The organism is Veillonella sp. CHU594, from assembly GCF_003992265.1.
Classification (GTDB): Bacteria; Bacillota; Negativicutes; order Veillonellales; family Veillonellaceae; genus F0422.
Window position 1 is genome coordinate 85,047 of record NZ_RQVB01000003.1, and the last position, 23,635, is coordinate 108,681.

Sequence of the window (23,635 nt, forward strand, 5' to 3'; positions counted from 1 at the left end):
ATTAGTAAATAAACTTTATCGAAAAAAATCGAAATTATCATAGAATGGGGGTACTTATGAAAGGTTTTCATTTATTCCGTTACTTTTTCAAAGATCATTCGTATAAATATATTATTGGAATCATATTACTACTTACTATAAATGGGTTATTCTTACTGGTTCCTTCTTGGATGGGGGAAGCTATCAATACATTATATGTTGGCAAAGATGGAATCTGGCAGTATGTATGGTGGTTTATCGTATTAGGCATTGTTATTACTGTGTTAAAATTTATCTCTCGTCATATGCTTCTAGGTTCTATCCGTAATTTTGAGTTTTATTTACGTCGAGAGTTATTTCGACATGCCTTACGCATTCCTACATCTTATTATGATGAACATGGTCCAGGAAAAGTTATGGCTTTGATGACAAATGATGTAACCTCTCTACGTGTGTCTCTGGGATTAGGGGTTATGTTATTTGTAGATGCCTTATTCTTTGGGGTCATTGCGTTTTGTATCCTTGTTCAAAAGATGTCCCTCTGGTTAGCAGTGGTGACTATATTGCCGATGCCATTTATTGTGTATGGCATGTTGAAGCTTTCAAAACATTTACGAAGTCGTCAAAAGAAAGCACAAAGTTCCTACAGTGATGTGACAGAATATGCTCAAGAGTTATTTTTAGGTATGGCAGTCATTCGTGCATTCAACAAGGAGTATACAAGCTGGAAACGGTTTATAAAAGTGAATGAAAAGAACTATGAAAATAATCTAGATGTGGTGCGTATTGATTCCTTACTGACTCCATTAACGTATATGGCACCCTTTGTTTGCTATGCACTTAATATGTATGTGTGTGGTCACGCTATCATCAATGGAGAACTAACAGTAGGCGAATTTGTGGCACTTAATGGGTATGTCATGCTTGTTATAGGACCAATCATGGCGATTGGCTCTTTAACAACTGTATTGCAAAAAGGCTTGGCCTCCTTGGAACGAATGGAAGAGTTTTTTGAACTTCCTCAGGAAGAAATTCAAGAACAAGTAGGGCACTTACCACTAGAAGATATACATATAGAGGGGTTAAACTTCGCCTATGCTACTAGCAAGGAACCAATTTTAAAAGATGTATCTATGCATATTCCCAAAGGAGCTTTTATTGGTATCGTTGGTGGACCTGGATCGGGGAAGTCTACTTTATTTAAATTATTATTGGATATTCAGCATGCCCCTAAACATAGTATCTATTTTGGTTCTACCGATATTCAAGATATTCCGCTTAGTACATTACGTCATAGTATCGCCTATGCATCATCCACGCCTTCTTTACTAAGTGTATCCATTAGAGAGAATATTCAATTTGGTTATACAAAGGGAAAAGATTTGTCAATGACTATTGAAGAAGCTGCTCAACGGGCGGGTTTGTTTAGAGATTTAGAGGAACGTATTGAAGGAAATCGTAAGTATGATCACTTAGAAGAAGGTGGTACCGATGTATCTGGAGGACAACGACAACGAATTTCTTTGGCTCGTGCATTCTTTAAAGATGCTCCTTACTTGCTTTTAGATGATGCTTTCTCTGCTTTAGATGCTCATAGTTTATGTCATATCTTAGACACATTGCGATCTAATACAGAACAAACTATTATATGCATTTCACAGCGCTTAGAGGCCTTAGAAGGTGCAGATTGTATTTATGTGTTCCACGAAGGTCATATCGTTGAATCTGGTACGCATTCAGAATTATTACAACAAAAAGGTATGTATCATCAGTTGGTGATGTTGCAAAAGCGAGGAGATAGCCATGAGAACTAAACAAAAAACAGATTATCATGTGCTATTACATTTGTGCACATTTATAAAACCGTATATGGCCTATATGTGTCTTGGTGTTTCTATGTTACTTCTAGTGCTAGGAGTGCAATTAGTACGACCAGTTATTATGAAAGAATTTATCGATGTAGGCGTGGCAACTAAAGATATGGGGCTCATAACGAATTATGCAGTCGCCTATATTGGATTAATTTTGTTTGGAATGATTGCATTAGGTGTTGAAAACTATGCTTTGCAAAGTTTTGGACAACGTATCATCTATGATATTAGAAATAAAATTTTTGAAAATATATTAACCATGAGTCCTAGAGAGTTTACGGCGTATCCTGTAGGAAATTTAGTGACAAGAGTTACCAATGATACAGAGTCGATTCGCACCTTATATACAGAGGTACTCGTAAAAATAAGTAGTAGTATCTTTCAGATTATTGGCATTTTAGCGTTTATGTTCCTTATAGACACTACATTGGCTACCATAGTATTACTATTAGTGCCTGTATTTGCTGGGGTTATTTTTATCTATCGTAAGTATGCCAGAAAAGCTTTCAGAGGCGTTCGTAGTAAAGTGGCTGCATCCAATGCATCCGTACAAGAAATGTTAAATGCTATTTTGATGATTAAGACCTATGTAGGTGAAATTATCATGGAAAAAAGCTATGATAAGGTAAGTCGAGAGTTTCTAGAGGCAGGTCTATTTGAGGTAAAAACATTTGCTATTTTTAGGCCAATTGTAGATGGATTATTCTTTGTAGCTCTTATTGCTATTTTTACTGTGACTGGATATTTTGATTCTATTACGGAGGCAGGCACTGTTTTTGCATTTTTACAATATATTAATCGGATTTTTGAACCTATCAAAGAAATTGCTGAAAAATATGGTAACTTACAGTCTGCCTTAGCAGGAGCAGAACGTATTTTACCTATGTTGGAAAGTGAAACTAAGCAGGTACAAAAGAATATTGTGATACCAGAAGAATTTTCTTCTATTCATTCTATCGAGTTTGATCATGTCTATTTTTCTTATGATGGAACAGAAAATTACGTATTGAAAGATATTAATTGGTCCTTACAGGAGGGGGAATTCTTAGGAATAGCAGGTCCATCCGGTGGGGGTAAGTCCACGATGATGCAATTATTACTTGGTTTTGAACAGCCTACGAAAGGATGTATTCGTATAAATGGACATGATTTGAGTTCATTAGACGCAAGGATCATACGCCAATCAATGGGCTATGTATTCCAAGACTCCCATTTGTTTAAAGGTTCTATTGAAGAGAATATTTCTTTGTTTGATAGTTCTATTACAGAAGAAATGATAAAAGAAGCTGCTAAACGGGCTCATTTAGATAGCTCTGTACAGCGTTTGGAAGAGGGATATCAAACACCTGTAGGATATTTAGGATCTTTACTTTCACAGGGACAACGCCAATTATTGTCTTTGGCTAGAACCTTGGTACAGAATAAATCATTATTAGTATTTGATGAGGCTACTTCCAATATAGATAGTCACACAGAAGAATTATTGCAACAATCGATTGCAGATATGAAAGGTGATAAAACGATGATTGCCATAGCACATCGTTTGTCAACGTTACGTGATGCTACAAAAATTATTGTCATATCCGATGGTGAAATTGTAGAACAAGGTACCTTAGAGGAAGTGCTAGGCCAAAAAGGTTTGTTCTATCAATTATGGAATGCATAAAGAAAGGGTATTATGGAAGATATTATTTCACGAGATAATAAAAAAATTAAGCACATTGTACAATTATATAAACGAAAATATCGTACTACGCATCAGGAATTTGTAGCTGAAGGATATCGTACTGTACTGGATATGCTGCCTACTGGTACAGTACGGTATGTCATTGTCAACATAGAATCCATAAAACAGGAACAGTTAGAGCCATTGCTATCCTTATGTGACATCTATGACGTCCAGGTATTTTCCATTTCAGATAACCTATGGAAAGGGATTGAAACAACAGTTCATGGACAAGGGATAATTGCTGTAGTATGTCAAAAAGTACATCGACTAGAAGATTTTCGTGTAAAAGAGAATGGTCTATATGTACTCATTGATGGAGTACAAGATCCAGGCAATTTAGGAACTTTAATACGAACTGCTGTTGGTGCTGGTGTAAGAGCTATGTTTTTAACATCTAATACGGTAGATATATACAATGAAAAAACAGTGCGTAGTACTATGAGCGGATTGTGTAAATTACCGATTTATACAAATGTCACACAAGATAGTGTAGTAAAGCTTATAGAAGAGCAAGGAATCAAATTGTATGGAACTGTTTTAGAAGATAGTGTTAACTATGGAGAACTAAGCTATGAAGGGGCCACTATGATTGCTCTAGGAAATGAAGCAAATGGTATTTCAGAGGATATATTACAGTTGGTTACACAGCGAATTTCTATCCCCATGTATGGTCCTATGGAATCTCTGAATGTTGCCATAGCTGGAGCTTTGTGCATGTATAAAGTACAAGAAAGAAAACTTTGTCTATCCAAATAGCAATAATTTTGGTAGAATAAGAATACAATTATCCATTTAGTGCGTACAGGAAGGTAACTATGAAACGTCTAATTGTGAATGCAGATGACTTTGGTTTACATCCTCTTATTAATGAAGGAATCCTAGAAAGTCATCAACAAGGAATAGTAACAAGTACGTCTTTATTGGCATCTGGAAACTATTTTGAGGATGCCTTATCATTAGCTAAGACAATGCCCACACTAGGTGTGGGATTACATGTTTGCTTGGTCGGAGGGCTTTCACCAGTCTGTGATCCTAAAGAAGTTCCAAGTCTACTGATAGATGGTAAATTTCCTATGACACACACAGAATTTATAAAACGGCTGTATACCGGACGTATAAAAGGTTCTGAATTACGAAAAGAAATTGAAGCACAATTTCAAAAAGTAATGTCTACAGGATTACCTATAACACATGTAGATGGACATCAACATATGCATGTACTACCACAAGTGTTGCCTATAGTGGCAGAACAAATGAAGCGCTATGGTTTAACTAAGATTCGTATGCCCGATGAAACTCCATTTTTAATGAATGGTGTGTCTTCACTAGGTCGTTGGATTGGTAAAGTAGGGCTAACGGTTATCACACAACAAGCCTACACTACATCTCGTGATTTTGGATTTTCATCGCCCCTATATTTTTGGGGTATGATGAATGGTGGTCAATTGAGGGAAGAATCTTTGTTAGCAATTTTAAAAAAGGTTGCTAAGAAACAAGGGGTCCATGAAATTATGACACATCCTGGTAAAGATAATCATACACTCCGATCCTTGTATGATTGGGGCTATCATTGGGATGAGGAACGAGCGGCTATGACATCTGCTAGAGTAAAAGAATATATTGGTACTTATGATATTAGTCTCATCCATTATGGACAATGGACTGAAGGAGAACGCTCATGAGCACCATGGCAAAGCGAGGAATCTTCATTGGATTTTTACTCCTTATTGTGTCAGGTATAACAATTTATTTTACAATTGATTTAGATTCATTAGCTACATTAGGTACATTTAACTTTACATCTTTATTGTTGGCAATGGTAGCACTTGCTTTAGGTATGTACTTTGATGGTTTGCGGCTACAACGGTTGGTACGTATGGGTGGATATAGTTTATCCCTAATTGCTATTCTACGAGTTATATTTGGTAATTATTTTATGGCTATGCTAACACCTGGTGCTAGTGGTGGTGCGGTAGCACAGGCTTTGATTTTACGGTCTTATCATGTACCTATCGGAAAAGCAGCACCTATTGTGTTAGTGCGAACTGTATTTTCTATTTTATTTTTAATCATCATGTTACCGTTTATTCTGGTAACAGAGCCTATCGATGTACCATATATTACTAATTCCCAATTGATAGGTATATCAATCTTTGTTGTGATTTCAACATTTATGGGAATGTATCTATTACAAACGCGACTTATGAAATGCTTAGTAACTTGGATATGTAAGATAACAAAAAAAGGAAACCCAAAAGGTTGGCTCATTAAGCTGGATGAATTTAATGGGGGGCTTAGTTTATTATATGCAAACCCTATGCAATCCTTTATCGTATTTATTGAGTCTGCATTGAGCTTATTATTTTTATATGCTATTGCGCCAGCATTGATGTATGCGTTTACTTCAGATATTAGTATTGTTGAAATCTTAAATCGTATGATTTTATTAAATTTAATTTTATATTTTGCTCCTACACCAGGTGGAACAGGCGTTGCAGAAGGATTATTTGTGTATTTATTTGCTTCTTTTGTGCCAATTGGAACGGTGGGGCTAGTTGCAGTGGCGTGGCGGATTGTAGCAGAATATGTTCCATTTTTTATCGGTATGTATTCCGTATTTACTCTATATGGACAACACATCGCAAGTTCCGTTTCCACTAGTAGTGAAGAGGTGTAGTTATGGCTGTGAAAGGCAAAAAAGACAAATTTTATTTAGTGAATGAAGTAATCTTACCAGAAGCGATTAAAAAAACGATCAAAGTAAAATCTATTTTACAACTAGGAGAGGCTAAAACGATTAATGAAGCTGTTGAAAAAATGGACTTAAGTCGTTCTGCTTATTATAAATACAAAGATTATGTATTTCCATTTTATGAACTTTCACAAGGTAAAATTGTGTCAATTAATGCACTGATTTCTAACGAGTCTGGTATGCTATCTAATATTTTACGGATTATTGCAGATTATAATGGCAGTGTATTAACTATTAATCAGAATTTGCCGCTACAAGGTGTAGCACATGTAAATATTTCTTTTGAAACAAAGGAATTAACATTACCAGTAGAAGATGTATTGCACGAAGTACGACAATTAGAGGGAGTTATTAAGGTGGAACTAATTGGTCAAGCCTAGTGCTTAAGGAGATAAAGAATGAAGCAAGGCGTTAAGATTGCCCTCTTGGGTTTTGGTACAGTTGGACAAGGTACAGTAGAATTATTGACTAAAAATTTAGATGTCATACAAAATCGTATTAGTGTACCTGTGACTGTAGATAAAATTTATGTGAGAAATCCAGATAAATATAGTCATGTTGCACTACCTGCAACCGTTACATTTGTAACAGATTATAAAGAAATATTACAGGATTCATCTGTAGATATTGTAGTGGAAGTGATGGGAGGGACTACCTTTGCCCGTACTTGCATTGAAGAAGCTATTATTGCTGGAAAACATGTGGTGACTGCTAATAAAGATTTATTAGCGGAAGCTGGTCCCTATTTAATGGAGCTAGCTACGAAGCATCATGTGGACTTACGCTTTGAAGCGAGTGTGGCAGGGGCGATTCCAATTATCCGCGCCTTATATGATTCCTTCGGCAGTAATCAAATTACAGAAATTATGGGCATTTTAAATGGAACCACTAACTTTATTTTGTCTAAGATGAGTGAAGATGGATTAGGCTATGAAGAAGTCCTAAAAGAAGCACAAGACCTTGGCTATGCAGAAGCAGATCCTACATCTGATGTGGAAGGCTATGATGCAGCACGTAAATTAGCTATTTTAGGTTCTATTGCCTTTAATAAACGTATCTTCTTTGAAGATGTAAGTTGTGAAGGGATTACGCAAATTGATGCTAGTGATATCCAATTTGGCAAAGAGTTTGGCTATACTATTAAGTTGTTAGGTATTGCGAGAGAAACGAAAAAAGGTCTGTCCTTAAATGTACATCCTGCCTTCATTGCAAACACCCATCCATTAGCCTCTGTACGGGGTTCTTTTAATGCTGTATTTTTACGTGGTAATGGTTTTGATGAGGCTATGTTCTACGGTCGTGGAGCTGGTAGCTTACCAACAGGTAGTTCTATCGTGAGTGACGTGATGGAAGTAGCTCGTAATGTAGTACAAGGAAAAACAGGGGAAATGAAGCAGTTCTATTATCCGCAAAAAACAATGTATAGTTCTAGTAAAATTGAATCTGCTTACTACATTCGTATGACTGTGGATAACTCAACAGGTGTATTAGCAAAAGTAGCTACCAAATTAGCAGAACAACGCATCTCTGCTCATTCTGTTATCCAACGTAAAGCAGATAATGATACTGCTACATTAGCGATAATTACTTCTAAATGTCCTCATGCGTATATTCAAAATCTAATTGATTCTTTCAACCATTTACGTGTAGTTAGAGAAGTGGGGAGTGTCATCCGCATCATGGTTGAATAAAGGAGTGTTCATGAAATCTATTACGGTGCAAGTGCCGGCTACGAGTGCTAATTGCGGGCCTGGGTTTGATTGTCTTGGAGTAGCATTAAATTTATATAATGTATTTACCTTTGAACCTGACAAAGAGGCCACATCTAATACATATACCTTTGAAGGGTTTGGGGCGGACTTATTGGAGAAAGAAGACCATAGCCAAAATCTAGTGGGTATTGCCATGGAAAGGGTATTTAAAGAAGTGAATGCTGCACCTGTTTATGGTCGTATTCATTCTAATACACAAATTCCACCATCAAGAGGTCTTGGCAGTAGTTCTACTGCCATTGTGGGTGGGTTGCTATTAGCCAATGCCTATTTACAAGAACCTTTAAATAAAGATCAATTATTGCTCATTGCCAATGATATGGAAGGGCATCCTGATAATGTAGCGCCAGCTATTATGGGGAATTTAGTCTGTGCTGTTGGTGGGAATGATACAGTATTCCATTCCCATATCGATGTACCAAGTAATTTAACCTTTGCTGTGGTAGTACCAGAAGTAATTGTAGAAACATCGTATGCACGAAGTGTATTGCCAACGGAGTTAAGCTATAAAGAAGCTGTTGCCAATGTAGGATTTGCTACATTATTTGTAGGATCCATGATACAAAATAGGATGGATAATTTGTCTGTAGCATTACAGGATTATCTACATGTACCGTATCGTAAAACCTTGATTCCTTATTGTGATGATGTATTTAAGGCAGCTAAGGATCATGGTGCGTATGGCTCTACTATTAGTGGTTCAGGCTCAACCTTAATTGCCTATTGTTCTCCGGAACATGCAGTGACAGTGGCAGATGCTATGAGTTCGGTCTTTATGAACAACGATATTGACTGTCGCCGTTTCGTACTGCATGCAGACCGTGAGGGCGCTAAAGTTGTAAAAATTAAATATGAATAAAAAACTTCATGATTCTTTTACATTTTGTATGCTATACTAAGTATATACATTCTATAAAAAACTAAGTAGGAGGAATACATGAATCATATAAAAACAGCAGCCTTATTGGCATTATTATCAGGAATACTGATGGTTATAGGTCAAATGGTAGGTGGGCATTCAGGGATGATGCTAATGTTTGTTATTTCTTTAGGAATAAACTTCTATACCTATTGGAATAGTGCATCTATGGTATTGCGGGCTTATAATGCAAAAGAAATTACAGAGCAAAACAACCCTACTATTTTTCAAATAGTAAAAAAATTAGTTCATAATGCTGGATTACCGATGCCAAAGGTGTATATTATTGAATCAGAAGTACCTAATGCATTTGCTACAGGCCGCGACCCTGAGCACGCAGCAGTGGCTGTGACAACGGGTATTATGAAACTATTAACAGATGATGAAATTGAAGGTGTACTAGCTCATGAACTCTCTCATGTGAAACATAGAGATACATTAATTAGTACTATTGCAGCTAGTATGGCAGGATTTATTGCTATGGTGGCGAATATGTTACAATGGGCAGCTATTTTTGGGGGCCGTGATGATGAGGAGAATTCTAATCCTTTAGCATTAATTGGCACTATCATTTTAGCACCTTTGGCAGCTAGCTTAATTCAAATGGCTATTTCACGATCTCGTGAGTATTTAGCAGATGAAGAAGGGGCGATGATGAGTCGAAAGCCATTATCTTTAGCATCCGCATTAGCCAAAATTGAGCATTATGCTAAATTTGGTGTGCTTCCTGGTCAAAGCGAAAGCCGCGTATCATCTACAGCACACATGTTTATTATTAATCCTTTAAGTGGAATTTCTTCCACTATGACTCAATTATTTAGTACGCATCCATCTACAGAAAGTCGTATTCAACGTTTGCGTGAGATAGCGAGTCACATATAAAGGGAGCAATGCACATCTTATGTTACAGAGATCGTAAGGTTTCTAGTTGTTAAGGAGGTATACCATGGCAAAAGTGTACACGAAAACAGGCGATGCAGGTTCTACGGGTTTATATACTGGTGAACGTGTAAGTAAAGCATCTCAACGTGTTTGTACGTATGGAACAATTGACGAGGCACAAGCTTTTCTTGGAGTAGCTCGTGCGTACTCTGACAAAAAGGTAGTACAAGACACATTATTGCAACTTGAGAAAGAACTATGGATGATTATGGCTGATATCTCTAGTTTAGGACAAGAAGCTACTATTACAGATGAGCATGTGACTAATTTAGAACAGATCATCGACAAATTTGATGAACAATTAGAGCCATTATCTAAATTTATTTTACCTGGTGATAGTAAAACATCCAGTTTCTTGCACTTAGGTCGTACCATCGTTCGCCGTGCAGAACGAGACCTATGGAAGTTAGGAGAAACAGAAGAGATTCATATGTCGAATCTTCGCTATTTGAATCGTTTATCCGACTTGCTATTTATCTTAGCGCGCGTAGAAGATGAAGTGAAATAGTATACGATATAAAAGGAGGTACTCCATGTTGGGTACCTCCTTTTAGTATCTCTTAGATTATTTCTATCAAATCTTCTTGGATGTGCTATAATACTGTATGTAGTTACTGTGATTAATGTTGTACTTCTTGTACATCTACAGTTTTGTTTAGCACATCTTCAGGGCTTGGATAGAAGAAATAGATCTGATCGATTTCATTTTTAAATTTTTCTCGGATGTGTACGGATAATAAAGTTTCAAACTGAATGATATCTTCGGATTCCATCACAGCGTCTTCTACCAATACAAATAATTGTGGATCTGCTTTTGGTGCATTGGGTGGTAAACGGTCTGGTGAAAGTGGAACATTTACGATAATGCGTACAGAGGCTACATAATTTCCATTTTGATCTTTAATGGCTGCACGATAGGTATTTTCCCATAGAGTAGCCATTAATTGGATGTCTAAATTTAATAATTCCATAGTTGTCTCCTTTATAATGAACGTATAGTACATATGATAACTGATAAAGGGCAACTTTGTATAGGTATACTATGAAAAATCGTATAATATTTTGTACAGGTGGTGCCCGTAGTGGCAAAAGTGAGTTTGCAGAAACACTAGCTTTATCTAAAGAAGGACAAAAAGGATATATTGCTACAGGGCAAGCTTATGACGAAGAGATGAAGCATCGTATTCATTTACATCAAGAACGACGGAAAATGATTTGGAACAATTATGAAATCCCTTGTGCCATTAGTAAAGAGATTCAACAAATTTTAGGTGAATGTTCTGTGGTATTAGTAGATTGCTTAACGATGTGGACTACTAATCTATTATTAGAAGATGGTGAATTTACATCTCAGGAAGATATAAATTGCCGTGAAAGAGCTATACTTTCAGAAGTACAAGCTGTACTTGATGTGATTCGATCCTACAAGGGAAACAATGAAAAGACGGTTATTTTTGTGACCAATGAAATTGGCTTAGGTATTGTTCCAGAGAATAAATTAGCTCGTATTTTTAGAGATATTATGGGACGTGTCAATCGAATGGTAGCAGCAGAGGCTGATGAATCATATATGACAATCAGTGGTATGACAATAGATATAAAAGCATTGGAGGTAAGCAACCATGGCTAAAAAAATTATGTTTCAAGGTACCAGTTCTAATGTAGGTAAAAGTATTTTAGCTACAGCAATGTGTCGCATTTTACATAATAAGGGATATAAAACAGTACCTTTTAAAGCACAAAATATGGCGTTAAATTCCTATGTTACCAAAGCAGGGGATGAAATTGGGCGAGCCCAAGTAGCACAAGCGGAAGCAGCAGGTTTAGAGCCTATTGTACAAATGAATCCCGTCCTATTAAAACCTACAGGCAATCAGTCCTCTCAAGTTGTGTTAATGGGCAAACCGGTAGGTGTGTATAGCGCTAGAGAATACCATACAAAATACTCCTTAACAGCCTTAGATAAAGTAAAAGAAAGTTTACAATATCTTGATGAAAATTTTGATATGATTGTCATTGAAGGTGCCGGTAGCCCTGCGGAAGTCAATTTAAAAGCTAATGATATTGTAAACATGCGTGTTGCTAAGTTAGCAAAGGCTCCTGTCATGCTTATTGCAGATATTGATCGTGGTGGTGCTATCGCATCTGTGGTGGGTACTTTAGAATTATTAGAACCAGATGAAAGAGATCTAGTAAAAGGTATTATCATTAATAAATTCAGAGGTGATGTCACATTATTACAACCTGCATTGGATTTTATTGAAGAAAAAACAGGTAAAAAAGTAGTAGGTGTAGTACCGGCGATAGAAAACCTTGATATTGATGAAGAAGATTCTGTAGCATTAGAAAGTAAATATAGAGGAGTATCTAAGGAGATTACGATTGCGGTCATGCAAACTCCTAAAATTTCTAACTTTACAGACTTTGATGCTCTTGCCTATGAACCAGATGTATCTGTTCGTTTTGTGAAACAAGGGGAGCCAATTGGTCATCCAGATATGGTAATTTTACCAGGCTCTAAAAACACATTAGCTGACTTATCGTACTTACAGGAGCATGGCTATGATAAAGATATCCACGACTTAGCAAATACTGGGGTACCTGTATTGGGTATTTGCGGTGGTAATCAAATGCTGGGAGAAATGCTTTATGATCCAGAAGGGATTGAAGGGGATATTCCTGAATTAAAAGGCTTAGGTTTGCTTCCAACAGCTACTACTATGAAAACTGAAAAATTAACACATCAAGTTTGTTTTGATGTAAAGGATTTATCTTTCTTAGGTACTAACTATAGTGGTGAAAATCTTGTAGGCTATGAAATCCATATGGGAGATACACAGCCAGTAGGAGCAGGAGAACGTTGTTTCCATATTCAAAAGCGTAGTGATGCTAAGGTAGATGTGATCGATGGTTTTGTCACTAGTAATGGTCAAGTGATGGGCACATATATTCACGGCATTTTAGATAATGATGGATTACGTCGCTCAATCCTGAATGCATTGCGTACAAAAAAAGGATTAGAGCCATTAGATATTGTATTCCGCTACTTTGAACATAAAGAAGCTGCCTATAATCGATTAGCTAAGATTGTAGAAGAACATTTAGATATGGAATATATTCAATCATTATGGGAGCAAGACTAATGGAATGGTTTATACACCATCTTCTTTATTTTATTCCTTTAGGGGCACTTTTGTTAGATACTTTAGTGGGTGACCCTAGAAGTAAATACCATCCTGTTGTTTTAATTGGTAATTGTATTTTTTTCTATGAACATCTATTGTATAAAAAGAATACAATTCCAAGGAATCAAATACTATTAGGGATATCTACTGTACTACTAGTCTTAATGACTGTGATGGTCATTGTTACAGGGCTCCTATTTATAGGAGGGACCATACATCCAATCGGCTATTTCATAGTATCCTTATTGTGCCTATACATTGCTATTAGCCCTCGTTGTTTAGCAGAGGCAGGCATAGAAATTGCTAATTTGTTGAGAAAACAAGATATATCTGAAGCACGCCGTAAAGTGGGATGGATTGTAGGTCGTAAGACTAGTGAACTTGATGAAAGCGAAATTACTCGTGCTACCATTGAAACAGTAGCGGAAAATACAGTAGATGGCATTATTTCCCCTCTATTTTGGTTTGTCCTATTAGGTCCATGGGGCGCCATTGGATACCGAGCTATTAATACGATGGACTCCATGTTAGGCTATAAAAATGAGCGTTATTTATACTTTGGTCGTTTTGCAGCCCGCTTAGATGATGTAGTTAATTATATTCCTGCACGTATTACTTGTGTTTTATTTGTGACAGCTTCTTTTCTCTGTGGCAAAGATTGGAAACATGCCATCCGTATAGCCATTCGTGATGCGCATAAACATCCTAGTCCTAATGGGGGCTATGTAGAGGCTCCCGTAGCAGGGGCTTTACATATTCGGTTAGGTGGACAAAATGTGTATCATGACAAAGTCACCTTTCGGGCCTATATGGGAGACCCTATAACATCTATGGTAGGGAAACACATTTATCAAACTATATATTTGATGTATACTGTTTCTATCTTGGGTGTTGCGTTAACAATGGTCAGTACGTATGTAATTAATCAATGGTAGAGGTGGCAAATGAAAGGATTTTTTGTAGGACTTCAGTTTTTAACACGCTTAAAAATTGTAAACCAAACAGAGTGGAAAGTAGAAGACTTTGGCGCATCCGTTACCTATTTTCCCTTAGTAGGTCTTGTCATTGGTGTCTTTATGTGGGCTTTTTATGCCTTAGCAAATTCGTATATTCCGATATCCTTACTGATGCTTATGTTAGTTATCTTTGAATTTCTATTTACTGGTGGACTTCATGCAGATGGATTTATGGATACCTGTGATGGCTTATTTTCAGGACGAGATCGGGAACGTAAATTAGAGATTATGAAAGATAGCCGAGTAGGGAGTAATGGAGTAGTAGGCTTTGTATTTTTAACCCTTTTAAAATGGCAACTATTAGTTAATTTACCAATCTATGTAGTCCCTTTAGTCTTGGTCAGTATGCCTCTGTTAAGTCGATATACTATGGTGATTAGTATTCAAAAATTTCCTTATGCAAGACCAGAAGGAATCGGTAAATTTTTTGCAGACAATGCTCCTAAGTATGCTTTACCAGTAGCGACCCTATTAGCATTATTACCTATATTGTATTATGAGTGGTTATATGTATACTTATTTGTTATTGCCCTCTTAGTTAACCTTATTATTAACTCCTATGTGACAAAACATTTAGGAGGGACTACAGGGGACACGTATGGATTTGTATGTGAATTATCAGAAATTTTTATCATTTTAGGCGCAATTATTGTAAGTGTTATATAAATGAAAGGAGGAAGTAGAGTTGGCATTTTATGTAAGAACGCCAGGCACTTGTGGAGAATTTATTCAAGGCTCCATAAAAGGACAACGATTTCTAGTAACCTGTCCTATTAATCGCTATTCTTATGCCATTGGTGATGTACAATATCCACTTCCTCTTTCATCGATTTCTTTACAGTCAAAGGCCTATCAAGCTTACATCACGGTATTGGATACTTTGGGAATCGATCGATCTACGGCGAAGCCTGTATATTTACATTCCGATATTTTACAAGGAAAAGGATTGGCTTCTAGTAGTGCAGATATTAGTGTAGTAGCTATGGCTACAGCAAAAAGTCATGGCTACGATCTTTCTATGGAGCAATTGGCCTCAATCTGCTTATCAATCGAACCTACAGATGCTCCTTTTTACCCTGGTATTGTTCAGTTCGATTATCTAAATGGTACATGTTGTGAATTATTAGGCACATGTCCACCCATCCGAATCGTCATGTTTGATGAAGGCGGTACGATTGATACGGTACAATTTAATCATCAGCAAAATTTAGATGTTTTAATTGATGAAAAAGAAGAGTTGATGGTAGAAGCTTTAGCAAAATTTAAAGAAGGTATACATAAGCATAATGTGAAACTTATTGGTGAGGCCTCTACCATTAGTTCTTTTGGCAATCAACGTATTTTGCATAAGGTAAACTTATATGCATTACATCAAATTGGGGTAGAGTGTAATGCAATAGGAACGATTATTGCTCATAGTGGAACTGTACTGGGATTGCTATTTCCCCCAGACTCACCAAGTATTGTACACTGCTTGCAACGAGTAAAGCAGGAATTACCAAATCTTACCTTCATAGATATAGTAGAAACTACGAATGAAGGAATTACTTTCATGGAACGATAAAGGAGGTTATGATGGTGAAAAAAACGAATGTGCATGGTGGTAATGTGCATAAAGCGAGTCGACTATTAGATACTTCCTTAGATCAGATTTTAGATTTTAGTGCCAATATTAACCCTTTGGGTATGAGCGCCAAGGGGATGGATGCTATGAATGAGGCATTTCAACATGTGATACATTATCCAGATCCAGACATGACGAACCTTTTTGCTATCACGTCCGAATTGTGGGATATGCCAAAAGAATACATTGCTTTCGGTAATGGTGCAGCTGAATTAATCTATGCCATATGCCGATTGCCAGAAATAGAAGCTGTGTATGTGCCAGCTCCTGGATTTTCAGAGTATAGCCATGGTGCTCATTCGTGTGGCCTACCATTCATAGAATATGAATTACAATTTGATGCGGATTCATTTTGCTTTTCCTATCCTTTAACAACGATATTACATGATTTAAATCAGTCTAAGCATCGCTTAGTATTTATTGGGAATCCCAATAATCCATGTGGCACCTTGTGGAAACATGAAAGTCGTGAATTAATTGAAGTTTGCAAGAAAAATGGTCACTATCTAGTGTTTGATGAGTCATTTGTTGATTTTTTAGGGGATGACTATTCTATGCGAAACTATGTGAAAGAGTATGACAATGTGATAGTTGTACATTCTTTAACTAAGTTTTACGCAGTTCCCGGTCTACGTATTGGGGCGATGATGGCAAATCCTATGATTATTAACTTCATTAAATCTCATATTCCATCTTGGACTGTAAATCATTTAGCGCAAATATATAGTGAAAAAGCCTTACAAGATACAGACTATATACAAGAGACTCGGACAGTACTAAAACAAGAAAAAGAATGGCTATATAAGAAGATTGTACAGATGGATGTATTACAGTGCATTGAACCATCTGTGAATTATACTCTCTGTCATCTAGATGATCAGTATTCTTTAGAAGATATGATTCAGCACTTGTATCATCAATCTATATTAATTAGAGACTGCTCTCACTATACTGGGCTAGGCCCCAATTGGTTTCGTATCGCTGTCAAAACAAGAGAGCAAAATGAACAATTATTGCAAGCTTTACGAGCATATTTTACATTATAACAGGAGATACTATGATACAAATTTACTTTGTCCGCCATGGTGAAACGGATTGGAATCATCTAGGAAAGCACCAAGGATTTAGTGATATACCTTTAAATGAAAAAGGTATGGCCCAAGCTGTAGATGTGGGTGATGCCTTACGAGATGTTCATTTTGATAGAGCAATCGTTTCAGACCTAGTAAGAGCTAGGGTTACATCTGAAGAAATTCTAAAAGGTCGTTATATTCCTACCACTTTTACAGAAGGATTACGGGAAATTAACTTTGGCGACTGGGAAAGCTTAACATATTCTGAAATTAATGAACGCTGGCCTGGCCAAATCGAAGCTATTTATGAAGATCCATCAGAGAAACCAATTCCTAATGGGGAGACAGTAGAAATGGTGCAAGAACGTGCCTATACTCGTTTATTAGAAGAGTTAGCGCGTATGGAGGATGGTGAGAGGTTATTGGTAGTTTGTCACGGAGGAACCATACGTACATTATTATGTGCATTAACGGGTATTCCACTGAATTGTTTATGGCGGCTAGCACAGGGGAATACAGCCGTTAGTGTGGTGGATTTCTGGGGTGACCAATCTCCTTATAATCGTATTTGTATATTAAATGATACATCTCATACTCATGTGAGAGAAGGTGGTTACGGTGAGGATTGATAAGTTTTTAGCCCATAAGGCTTTTGGTACAAGAAAAGAAGTGCATGATTTAATCAAACAGGGTCTTGTAAAGGTAAATGATAGTATTGTTAAGAAAAAAGACATGCATATCAATCCTGATGTAGATGTGGTTACGGTTCAAGATCAAGTTGTACAAGCACAATTAGAATATTATATTAAATTTCACAAACCAGCTGGATATGTAACAGCTGTAGAAGATTCTACAGATCCTACTATCATGGAGTTACTTCCTGAAGAGTTTCAAACTTTGAAGGTATTCCCTGTGGGACGACTTGATAAAGATACAGAAGGGTTGTTATTATTAACCAATGATGGTCCTTGGGCTCATAAAATTATTCATGGCAAAAAAAATATTGGTAAAACTTACTATGTAGAATATAGTGGGGCTTTATCAGATGAAGGCATACAACGTATACAAGCTGGTATAGTTTTAGGGGATGGTACAGAGTGTAAGCCGGCAGAACTATCGCTTCACAATGATGAAGGAGTGATGAATGAGTTTGGTGAAATCATTCACTCCTGTGAATTGACTATTTACGAAGGGAAATATCATCAAGTGAAACGTATGATCGGTGCCTGTGGTGGGACGGTAACGTACTTACAACGCATTGCTATCGATAGAATTACCCTTGATTCTATTGAAGAAGTGGGCACATTCATAGATTTAACAGAAGAAGAAAAAGAAATTGTTTAATCGAATCTATTCAATTTGTCATATCTATGCATTATATGGTATCATTAGTTGATGCTTTTTAAGGAGGCGAGATGATGAATGGATTAGCAACTTTACAAGGATTCCTACAAGAAGAATCATACGGGGGCGCTATTCTTATTAGTCCTATTAATCTGCATTATTTTGCTGGCTTTACAGGAACTACAGGGGTTGCCCTTGTAACGCCTAACAAAGCGTATATGATAACGGATAGTCGTTATACAGAACAGGCAAAAGAACAATGTGAAGGATACGAAGTAGTAGAATATACAGGTGATGTATATGAAACAATTAGGGACTTACTAAAACGTTCAAGTATTGGTTTAACTACATGTTGCTTTGAAGGAAACTATATGAGTGTCGATGTATTTCAGCAAGTTTGTGATACATTGAATGAAACAGAATTTTTATCCTTCGATTTTGCTAGCCTTCGTATAGTGAAACGAGAAGATGAACTGAAATATTTACGGCAAGCGTTTAATATTGCAGATGAATCATTTGCAGCTATGTTACCACAGCTAAAAGTGGGGATGACTGAAAACGAGGCACGTATTATTCTAGAAACAGAAATGTTACGACGTGGATCTAAAGAGCCATCGTTTGCAACTATTGTTGCTTCTGGTTATCGTTCTAGTATGCCTCATGGGGTCGCTAGTGATAAAGTGATGGAGCTAGGCGATTTTATTACCTTTGACTTTGGTGCTATGTATAAAGGATATCATTCAGATATGACACGCACTATCGTATTAGGTAAGGCTAGTGATGAACAAAAAGAGTTGTACTCTATTGTGTTAGAAGCACAACAACGTGGTGTTGCATCTATAAAAGAAGGTGTAACTGCTTTAGAGATAGATTCAATTTGTAGAGACTATATCAAAGAACAAGGATATGGGTCAAACTTTCGTCATGGCACAGGTCATGGGGTAGGTTTAGATATTCATGAATTACCAGTGGTATCACCAAAATCAAAAGATATATTAAGATCCAATATGGTAGTCACAGTAGAGCCAGGTATATATCTATCAGGGCATATGGGATTACGTATTGAAGATACAGTTATAGTTACTAAGGAGGGTTGTGAAGTTCTCACAAAAACTCCTAAAGATTTAATAGAACTAGATGTGTAATGGAGGGATTTATAATGATTTCCAGTAATGATTTTCGTCCAGGCGTAACTGTCGAATTAGATGGTAATGTATGGCAAGTAGTTGACTTTCAACATGTTAAACCAGGTAAAGGAGCAGCTTTCGTACGTGCTAAATTGAAAAACCTACAAACAGGTGCTGTGGTAGAGCGTACTTTCAATGCTGGTGAAAAAGTGCCAAAAGCTCATGTTGACCGTCGTCGCATGCAATACCTATATGAATCTGATGGAGCATATACTTTCATGGATAATGAAACATATGACCAAACTGAATTAACAGTAGATCAATTAGGGGATGCTAAAAACTTCTTGTTAGAAAATATGGAAGTATCCATTATGTTCTTCCAAGGTATCGTAATCGGTATCGATTTACCAGTAGCTGTTGAGTTACGTGTAGTTGAAACTGATCCTGGTATCCGTGGTGATACTGCAACTGGTGGTAATAAACCTGCTACATTAGAAACAGGTTATGTTGTAAAAGTACCTTTATTCATCGAAGTAGACGATGTATTGCGTGTAGATACACGTACTGGACAATATATTGAACGTGCTTAAACCACAGATTTGATCTTTTAACAACTAGTATAGTATTGTAATTAAAAGCATTTGTTGGCCTGTGGTAGGACGACAAATGCTTTTTTGGTAAATATATGGAAGATAATCGCTTTTTTGAAGGACTGATACAGTTCGACCATTCTGTTTATGAAATGATTGCTACCATGACAGCATTGGAAACTAAAGGTGTTGCGGGTATGAGTACAACATTTGGAGATACGGTCAGTAGCATATTTGGCAGAAAAAATGCCATGGAAGGTGTAAAAGTACAAGTTTTAGAAGATGGATCATTGCAAGTATCTCTACATATTGCAGTGTATTATGGATATCGCGTCCCAGATATAGCCTTGCGTTTACAAGAGCGAGTAAAAAGTGCTCTTGTTTCTATGGCAGATGCTACTGTGAATAGTGTGGATATTTATGTGCAAGATATAATTTTTGAAAGTACCATATTATAGAGGATTTGTATGTCAGATCATTTAGAAATTGAAATTACAGATGCCGTTATTTTAGATGTCACTGCAAGAGTATTGTCATCTTTCGATGAAATACACTCCATGAGCAAACGATTTTTTGATGGTGTTGTAGATGGTATCTCACAAAAACTAGGGCAAAAAAGTTGGCCTGGAATGAATGTTAAACATAAACGAGATAGCTTTGGAGAGGCTTTTATAGAAATTAATTTATATCTTCGTTTATATTGTGGATCTCATCCATTAGAAGTGGCACGACAAATACAACAACAAGTGCGGCAAGATTTACGAAATATGTTAGACTTATATCGTGTTCGTGTAGATGTACACATTGACGGTCTAGAAAGAAGGGAACCTAATCATGAATCATCGTAGGTTAGCAAGAGTGTTTGCATTTGAAACTATTTATGCAGATACATTTTCAGAAGAAATAGTTGAGGAGGCAGTTTTAGATACCACTAAAATGCAAGGAAAAGCCAATCAATTTGCAAAACAATTAATTGCAGGTGTGCGTAGTGAAAAAGAACAATTAGATGCAGCTTTACAAGAATTTTCTCCTAAACGTAAAATGGAACGTTTTCCTAAAGTAGAACTTACTATTTTACGTATGGCAGCGTGGGAGCTATTACATCCACAAGAGGATACACCAGCAAAGATTGTTATTAATGAAGCTGTTTTATTAGCGAAAGAGTTTGGTGGAGAGACTTCCTATAAGTACATTAATGCTATCCTTCATAATTTAGCTAAATCGAGACAATAACATGACCTATTATTTAGGAATAGATACAAGTTGTTATACTACATCTTGTGCAATTGTTGATGAGGAAGGTAGATTAGTACAGGAAGTTAGAAAACTGTTAGAAGTACCGCAGGGGAAACGAGGATTACAACAGTCACAAATGGTGTTTCAACATACTCGTGCTTTAGGTGAACTGATTCAGTCTTTACATTTGGATCAACCCATTTCAGCTATCGGTGTCAGCGGTTTTCCAAGACGAGAAGAAGATTCCTATATGCCGGCATTCTTAGTAGGTCTTAATACAGCAAAATCACTGGGACATTGTTTACAAGTTCCTGTACATGTATTTTCTCATCAAGAGAATCATATATGGGCAGCCTTACGTGAAATTGGTGAAATTCCAGAAGGTCCCTTTTTAAGTTTACACCTTTCTGGAGGAACCACGGAATTTGTTCTTTGTGAACGCATTTATAAAAGTGGTTTTAAAGTGCAAATAGTAGGTGGCTCTGATGATATAGCAGGAGGCCAGTTAGTAGACCGATTAGGTGTTTTAATGGGCTTAAAGTTTCCAGCGGGCCCAAGCATGGAAACATTAGGAAGGCGTATTAAATACAATGTAGACTCGGTGCTCCCTGTATCAGTAAAAGAATCTACCATTAGCTTTGGTGGGCCATATAGCGCTGGACAACGCTGGTGGGAATCATTACAACATGGGCCTATAGATTGGACTGATAGGGAATCATTTAGTACAGAAAAAAATGCACAAATCTTGGCAGCCTCTGTGTTCCATTGTATTGGAAATTCCCTAGAGAAAGCCTTATCTCATATTTTAACAAAACATAATATTACAACCTTAATTACTGCCGGTGGTGTCATGGCTAATACCTACTTACAAGATCGTTTAGTTCATTGGGGACACCATCATGATTTAGATGTGTTATGTGTATCCTCTAAATATAGTGCAGATAATGCCTCAGGTAATGCCTATGGAGCAAAGGTTGTTGAAGGAGAATAGAATGGATGCTTACTCCGTTGGAGAATTAAATAAAATTATTAAGCAAACCGTAGAGGGAGAATTTCTCTTAAAGAACTGTATTGTTGAAGGTGTTATCTCTAATGTAAAACGTCATAGTACAGGACATTATTATTTTTCTCTCATCGATGATACAGGCTCCATTGATATGGCTATGTGGCGTTCTAAAGTGCAACAACGTGGCTTGGAAGGTGCCCTTGAAAACGGTTTGTTAGTACAAGTACGAGGAAACATTAGTTTTTACGAAAAAACTGGTCGTTTAAGTTTTATTTGCGAAGATATTCGTATTGGTGCCAAAAGTGACTATCAAATTGCTTATGAGAAATTAAAACAAGAGCTATATGCGTTAGGGTATTTTGACGAACGGCACAAACAACCTTTGCCACCTGTACCGAGTTGTATTGGTGTTGTTACTTCTGCATCAGGAGCAGTTATTCACGATATTTTACATGTAGCATCCCATCGCAATCCATTAGTAACATTTAAAGTATTTAATGTACCTGTACAAGGACCTACAGCGGGCCCTGTTATTGCTCGTGGTGTAGCTATGGCAGATGCTGACCCAGATGTAGATGTAATTATTGTTGGTCGTGGTGGTGGCTCTATGGAAGATTTATGGTGCTTCAATGATAGAGCTTTAATAGAAGCTATATTCCAATGTACAACACCGGTTGTGTCTGCAGTAGGTCACGAAGTAGATTATACACTATGTGATTTTGTCGCAGATGTAAGAGGGGCAACCCCAAGTCATGCTGCAGAATTATCTATCTATCCACTGTTGGACTTACAAGAAGAAGTACAGCAGAAATTAGACTTTATTCACAATACTGTGCAGTATCGTATTCAAAAAGAAAAGCAACAGTTATTTTCTATTGCCAACCGCAAGATTATTGTACCTGCCATGAACTTGGTGCATCAACAGAGAAATATATTACAACGTTTTGAACACCTATTACATAGTGCAATACAAAAGAAATCCCAAGATGAATCACGTAAATTAGCTATATTAGCGACTCAATTAGATAACAAAAATCCTTTAGCTAAGGTCATTAAGGGATTTGCAAAAGTTGATCTTAATGGTACTCCATTACAAACGATTCAAAGTGTACAAATTGGCGATACATTAGATATACATATTCAAGATGGATCTGTGAAAGCGACTGTACAGGAGGTAACACATCGTGGCTAAATCTATAAAAAATTATGAAAAGAAATATACAGCCTTAGAAGAAGTAGTAAAAAAATTAGATGACGAAAGCTTATCTATGCATGAATTGTTAAAAACCTATAAAGAAGGATTAACATTAGTCAAAGAATGTTCTGATTTATTGCAACTTGTAGAAGAAGAAATTGAACAAATAATTGAAACTGTACAAGTAGATACGAATTAGGAGACAAAGTACGTTTTTTTAGGTATAATAGAATTAGAATATTTATACAAAAATTATTATCTTTCAAAGAATTGAG

General features: G+C 36.7%; 27 protein-coding genes. 26 read left to right on the forward strand and 1 reads right to left on the reverse strand.

What is annotated here, in order from left to right; all coding sequences use genetic code 11:
• The first annotated feature begins 56 nt into the window (after positions 1-56).
• From EO111_RS02105 to EO111_RS02150, 10 genes are all read left to right on the forward strand, one after another.
• Complete coding sequence (locus EO111_RS02105; protein WP_127010415.1) at positions 57-1,793, forward strand: ABC transporter ATP-binding protein; 1,737 nt, start codon at positions 57-59, stop codon at positions 1,791-1,793.
• Entirely contained in the window at positions 1,783-3,516 is a 1,734-nt protein-coding gene (locus EO111_RS02110) for an ABC transporter ATP-binding protein (RefSeq protein ID WP_127010417.1), read from the forward strand. The genes EO111_RS02105 and EO111_RS02110 overlap by 11 nt, the downstream gene beginning before the upstream one ends.
• 12 nt (positions 3,517-3,528) lie before the next feature.
• A complete protein-coding gene (locus tag EO111_RS02115) occupies positions 3,529-4,335 on the forward strand; it encodes an RNA methyltransferase (protein ID WP_127010419.1) in 807 nt (268 codons plus the stop codon).
• A gap of 59 nt (positions 4,336-4,394) precedes the next feature.
• Positions 4,395-5,261: a ChbG/HpnK family deacetylase gene (locus EO111_RS02120; RefSeq protein ID WP_127010420.1), complete on the forward strand. Its 867-nt coding sequence runs from the start codon at positions 4,395-4,397 to the stop codon at positions 5,259-5,261.
• On the forward strand, positions 5,258-6,256 hold the full coding sequence (locus tag EO111_RS02125; RefSeq protein ID WP_009353790.1) for a lysylphosphatidylglycerol synthase transmembrane domain-containing protein: 999 nt from the start codon (positions 5,258-5,260) through the stop codon (positions 6,254-6,256). The genes EO111_RS02120 and EO111_RS02125 overlap by 4 nt, the downstream gene beginning before the upstream one ends.
• Positions 6,257-6,258: 2 nt before the next feature.
• Positions 6,259-6,711, forward strand: coding sequence for an ACT domain-containing protein (locus EO111_RS02130; protein ID WP_062402832.1), 453 nt, complete (start codon positions 6,259-6,261; stop codon positions 6,709-6,711).
• Positions 6,712-6,729: 18 nt separating this feature from the next.
• Positions 6,730-8,022, forward strand: a complete 1,293-nt coding sequence (locus tag EO111_RS02135; RefSeq protein ID WP_127010422.1) for a homoserine dehydrogenase — start codon at positions 6,730-6,732, stop codon at positions 8,020-8,022.
• Positions 8,023-8,032: 10 nt separating this feature from the next.
• Positions 8,033-8,962 carry a homoserine kinase gene (thrB, locus tag EO111_RS02140; RefSeq protein ID WP_127010424.1) on the forward strand — a complete coding sequence of 310 codons (930 nt, stop codon included), beginning with the start codon at positions 8,033-8,035 and terminating at the stop codon, positions 8,960-8,962.
• A gap of 78 nt (positions 8,963-9,040) precedes the next feature.
• Positions 9,041-9,904 (forward strand): zinc metalloprotease HtpX, encoded by an 864-nt coding sequence (gene htpX, locus EO111_RS02145; protein WP_062402826.1) that lies wholly within the window; start codon positions 9,041-9,043, stop codon positions 9,902-9,904.
• A 64-nt stretch (positions 9,905-9,968) separates the two neighbouring features.
• Positions 9,969-10,472 (forward strand): cob(I)yrinic acid a,c-diamide adenosyltransferase, encoded by a 504-nt coding sequence (locus EO111_RS02150; protein WP_009353784.1) that lies wholly within the window; start codon positions 9,969-9,971, stop codon positions 10,470-10,472.
• 112 nt (positions 10,473-10,584) lie between these two features.
• Here EO111_RS02150 and EO111_RS02155 read toward each other — a convergent pair whose 3' ends face one another.
• Positions 10,585-10,935 (reverse strand): hypothetical protein, encoded by a 351-nt coding sequence (locus tag EO111_RS02155; RefSeq protein WP_009353780.1) that lies wholly within the window; start codon positions 10,933-10,935, stop codon positions 10,585-10,587.
• 71 nt (positions 10,936-11,006) lie between these two features.
• On the opposite strand from EO111_RS02155, the gene cobU reads away from it, so the two are divergent.
• From cobU to xseB, 16 genes are all read left to right on the forward strand, one after another.
• A complete protein-coding gene (cobU, locus tag EO111_RS02160) occupies positions 11,007-11,594 on the forward strand; it encodes a bifunctional adenosylcobinamide kinase/adenosylcobinamide-phosphate guanylyltransferase (RefSeq protein WP_062402824.1) in 588 nt (195 codons plus the stop codon).
• Positions 11,587-13,107, forward strand: a complete 1,521-nt coding sequence (locus EO111_RS02165) for a cobyric acid synthase (RefSeq protein ID WP_127010426.1) — start codon at positions 11,587-11,589, stop codon at positions 13,105-13,107. Before cobU ends, EO111_RS02165 begins: the two co-directional genes overlap by 8 nt.
• A complete protein-coding gene (gene cbiB / locus EO111_RS02170) occupies positions 13,107-14,084 on the forward strand; it encodes an adenosylcobinamide-phosphate synthase CbiB (protein ID WP_127010428.1) in 978 nt (325 codons plus the stop codon). The genes EO111_RS02165 and cbiB overlap by 1 nt, the downstream gene beginning before the upstream one ends.
• A gap of 9 nt (positions 14,085-14,093) precedes the next feature.
• Positions 14,094-14,831 (forward strand): adenosylcobinamide-GDP ribazoletransferase, encoded by a 738-nt coding sequence (gene cobS, locus EO111_RS02175; protein WP_127010430.1) that lies wholly within the window; start codon positions 14,094-14,096, stop codon positions 14,829-14,831.
• Positions 14,832-14,850: 19 nt separating this feature from the next.
• Entirely contained in the window at positions 14,851-15,729 is an 879-nt protein-coding gene (locus EO111_RS02180; RefSeq protein ID WP_127010432.1) for a GHMP kinase, read from the forward strand.
• Positions 15,730-15,737: 8 nt separating this feature from the next.
• Entirely contained in the window at positions 15,738-16,835 is a 1,098-nt protein-coding gene (gene cobD / locus EO111_RS02185) for a threonine-phosphate decarboxylase CobD (RefSeq protein WP_127010434.1), read from the forward strand.
• Positions 16,836-16,846: 11 nt separating this feature from the next.
• On the forward strand, positions 16,847-17,491 hold the full coding sequence (locus EO111_RS02190) for a histidine phosphatase family protein (RefSeq protein ID WP_126940291.1): 645 nt from the start codon (positions 16,847-16,849) through the stop codon (positions 17,489-17,491).
• Complete coding sequence (locus EO111_RS02195) at positions 17,481-18,206, forward strand: pseudouridine synthase (protein ID WP_127010436.1); 726 nt, start codon at positions 17,481-17,483, stop codon at positions 18,204-18,206. The genes EO111_RS02190 and EO111_RS02195 overlap by 11 nt, the downstream gene beginning before the upstream one ends.
• Positions 18,207-18,280: 74 nt before the next feature.
• A complete protein-coding gene (locus EO111_RS02200; protein WP_126940312.1) occupies positions 18,281-19,351 on the forward strand; it encodes a Xaa-Pro peptidase family protein in 1,071 nt (356 codons plus the stop codon).
• 14 nt (positions 19,352-19,365) lie between these two features.
• The gene (gene efp, locus EO111_RS02205) at positions 19,366-19,923 is read left to right on the forward strand and encodes an elongation factor P (RefSeq protein ID WP_126940293.1); all 558 of its coding nucleotides are present in this window, start codon (positions 19,366-19,368) and stop codon (positions 19,921-19,923) included.
• Positions 19,924-20,018: 95 nt separating this feature from the next.
• Entirely contained in the window at positions 20,019-20,381 is a 363-nt protein-coding gene (locus tag EO111_RS02210) for an Asp23/Gls24 family envelope stress response protein (protein ID WP_126940294.1), read from the forward strand.
• Positions 20,382-20,390: 9 nt separating this feature from the next.
• Positions 20,391-20,771: an Asp23/Gls24 family envelope stress response protein gene (locus EO111_RS02215; protein WP_126940295.1), complete on the forward strand. Its 381-nt coding sequence runs from the start codon at positions 20,391-20,393 to the stop codon at positions 20,769-20,771.
• Complete coding sequence (nusB, locus tag EO111_RS02220) at positions 20,758-21,156, forward strand: transcription antitermination factor NusB (RefSeq protein ID WP_126940296.1); 399 nt, start codon at positions 20,758-20,760, stop codon at positions 21,154-21,156. Before EO111_RS02215 ends, nusB begins: the two co-directional genes overlap by 14 nt.
• Position 21,157: 1 nt before the next feature.
• Complete coding sequence (locus EO111_RS02225) at positions 21,158-22,150, forward strand: metallohydrolase (protein WP_126940297.1); 993 nt, start codon at positions 21,158-21,160, stop codon at positions 22,148-22,150.
• A 1-nt stretch (position 22,151) separates the two neighbouring features.
• Complete coding sequence (gene xseA / locus EO111_RS02230) at positions 22,152-23,357, forward strand: exodeoxyribonuclease VII large subunit (RefSeq protein WP_127010438.1); 1,206 nt, start codon at positions 22,152-22,154, stop codon at positions 23,355-23,357.
• Complete coding sequence (xseB, locus tag EO111_RS02235) at positions 23,350-23,559, forward strand: exodeoxyribonuclease VII small subunit (RefSeq protein ID WP_126940299.1); 210 nt, start codon at positions 23,350-23,352, stop codon at positions 23,557-23,559. Before xseA ends, xseB begins: the two co-directional genes overlap by 8 nt.
• Positions 23,560-23,635: the final 76 nt, after the last annotated feature.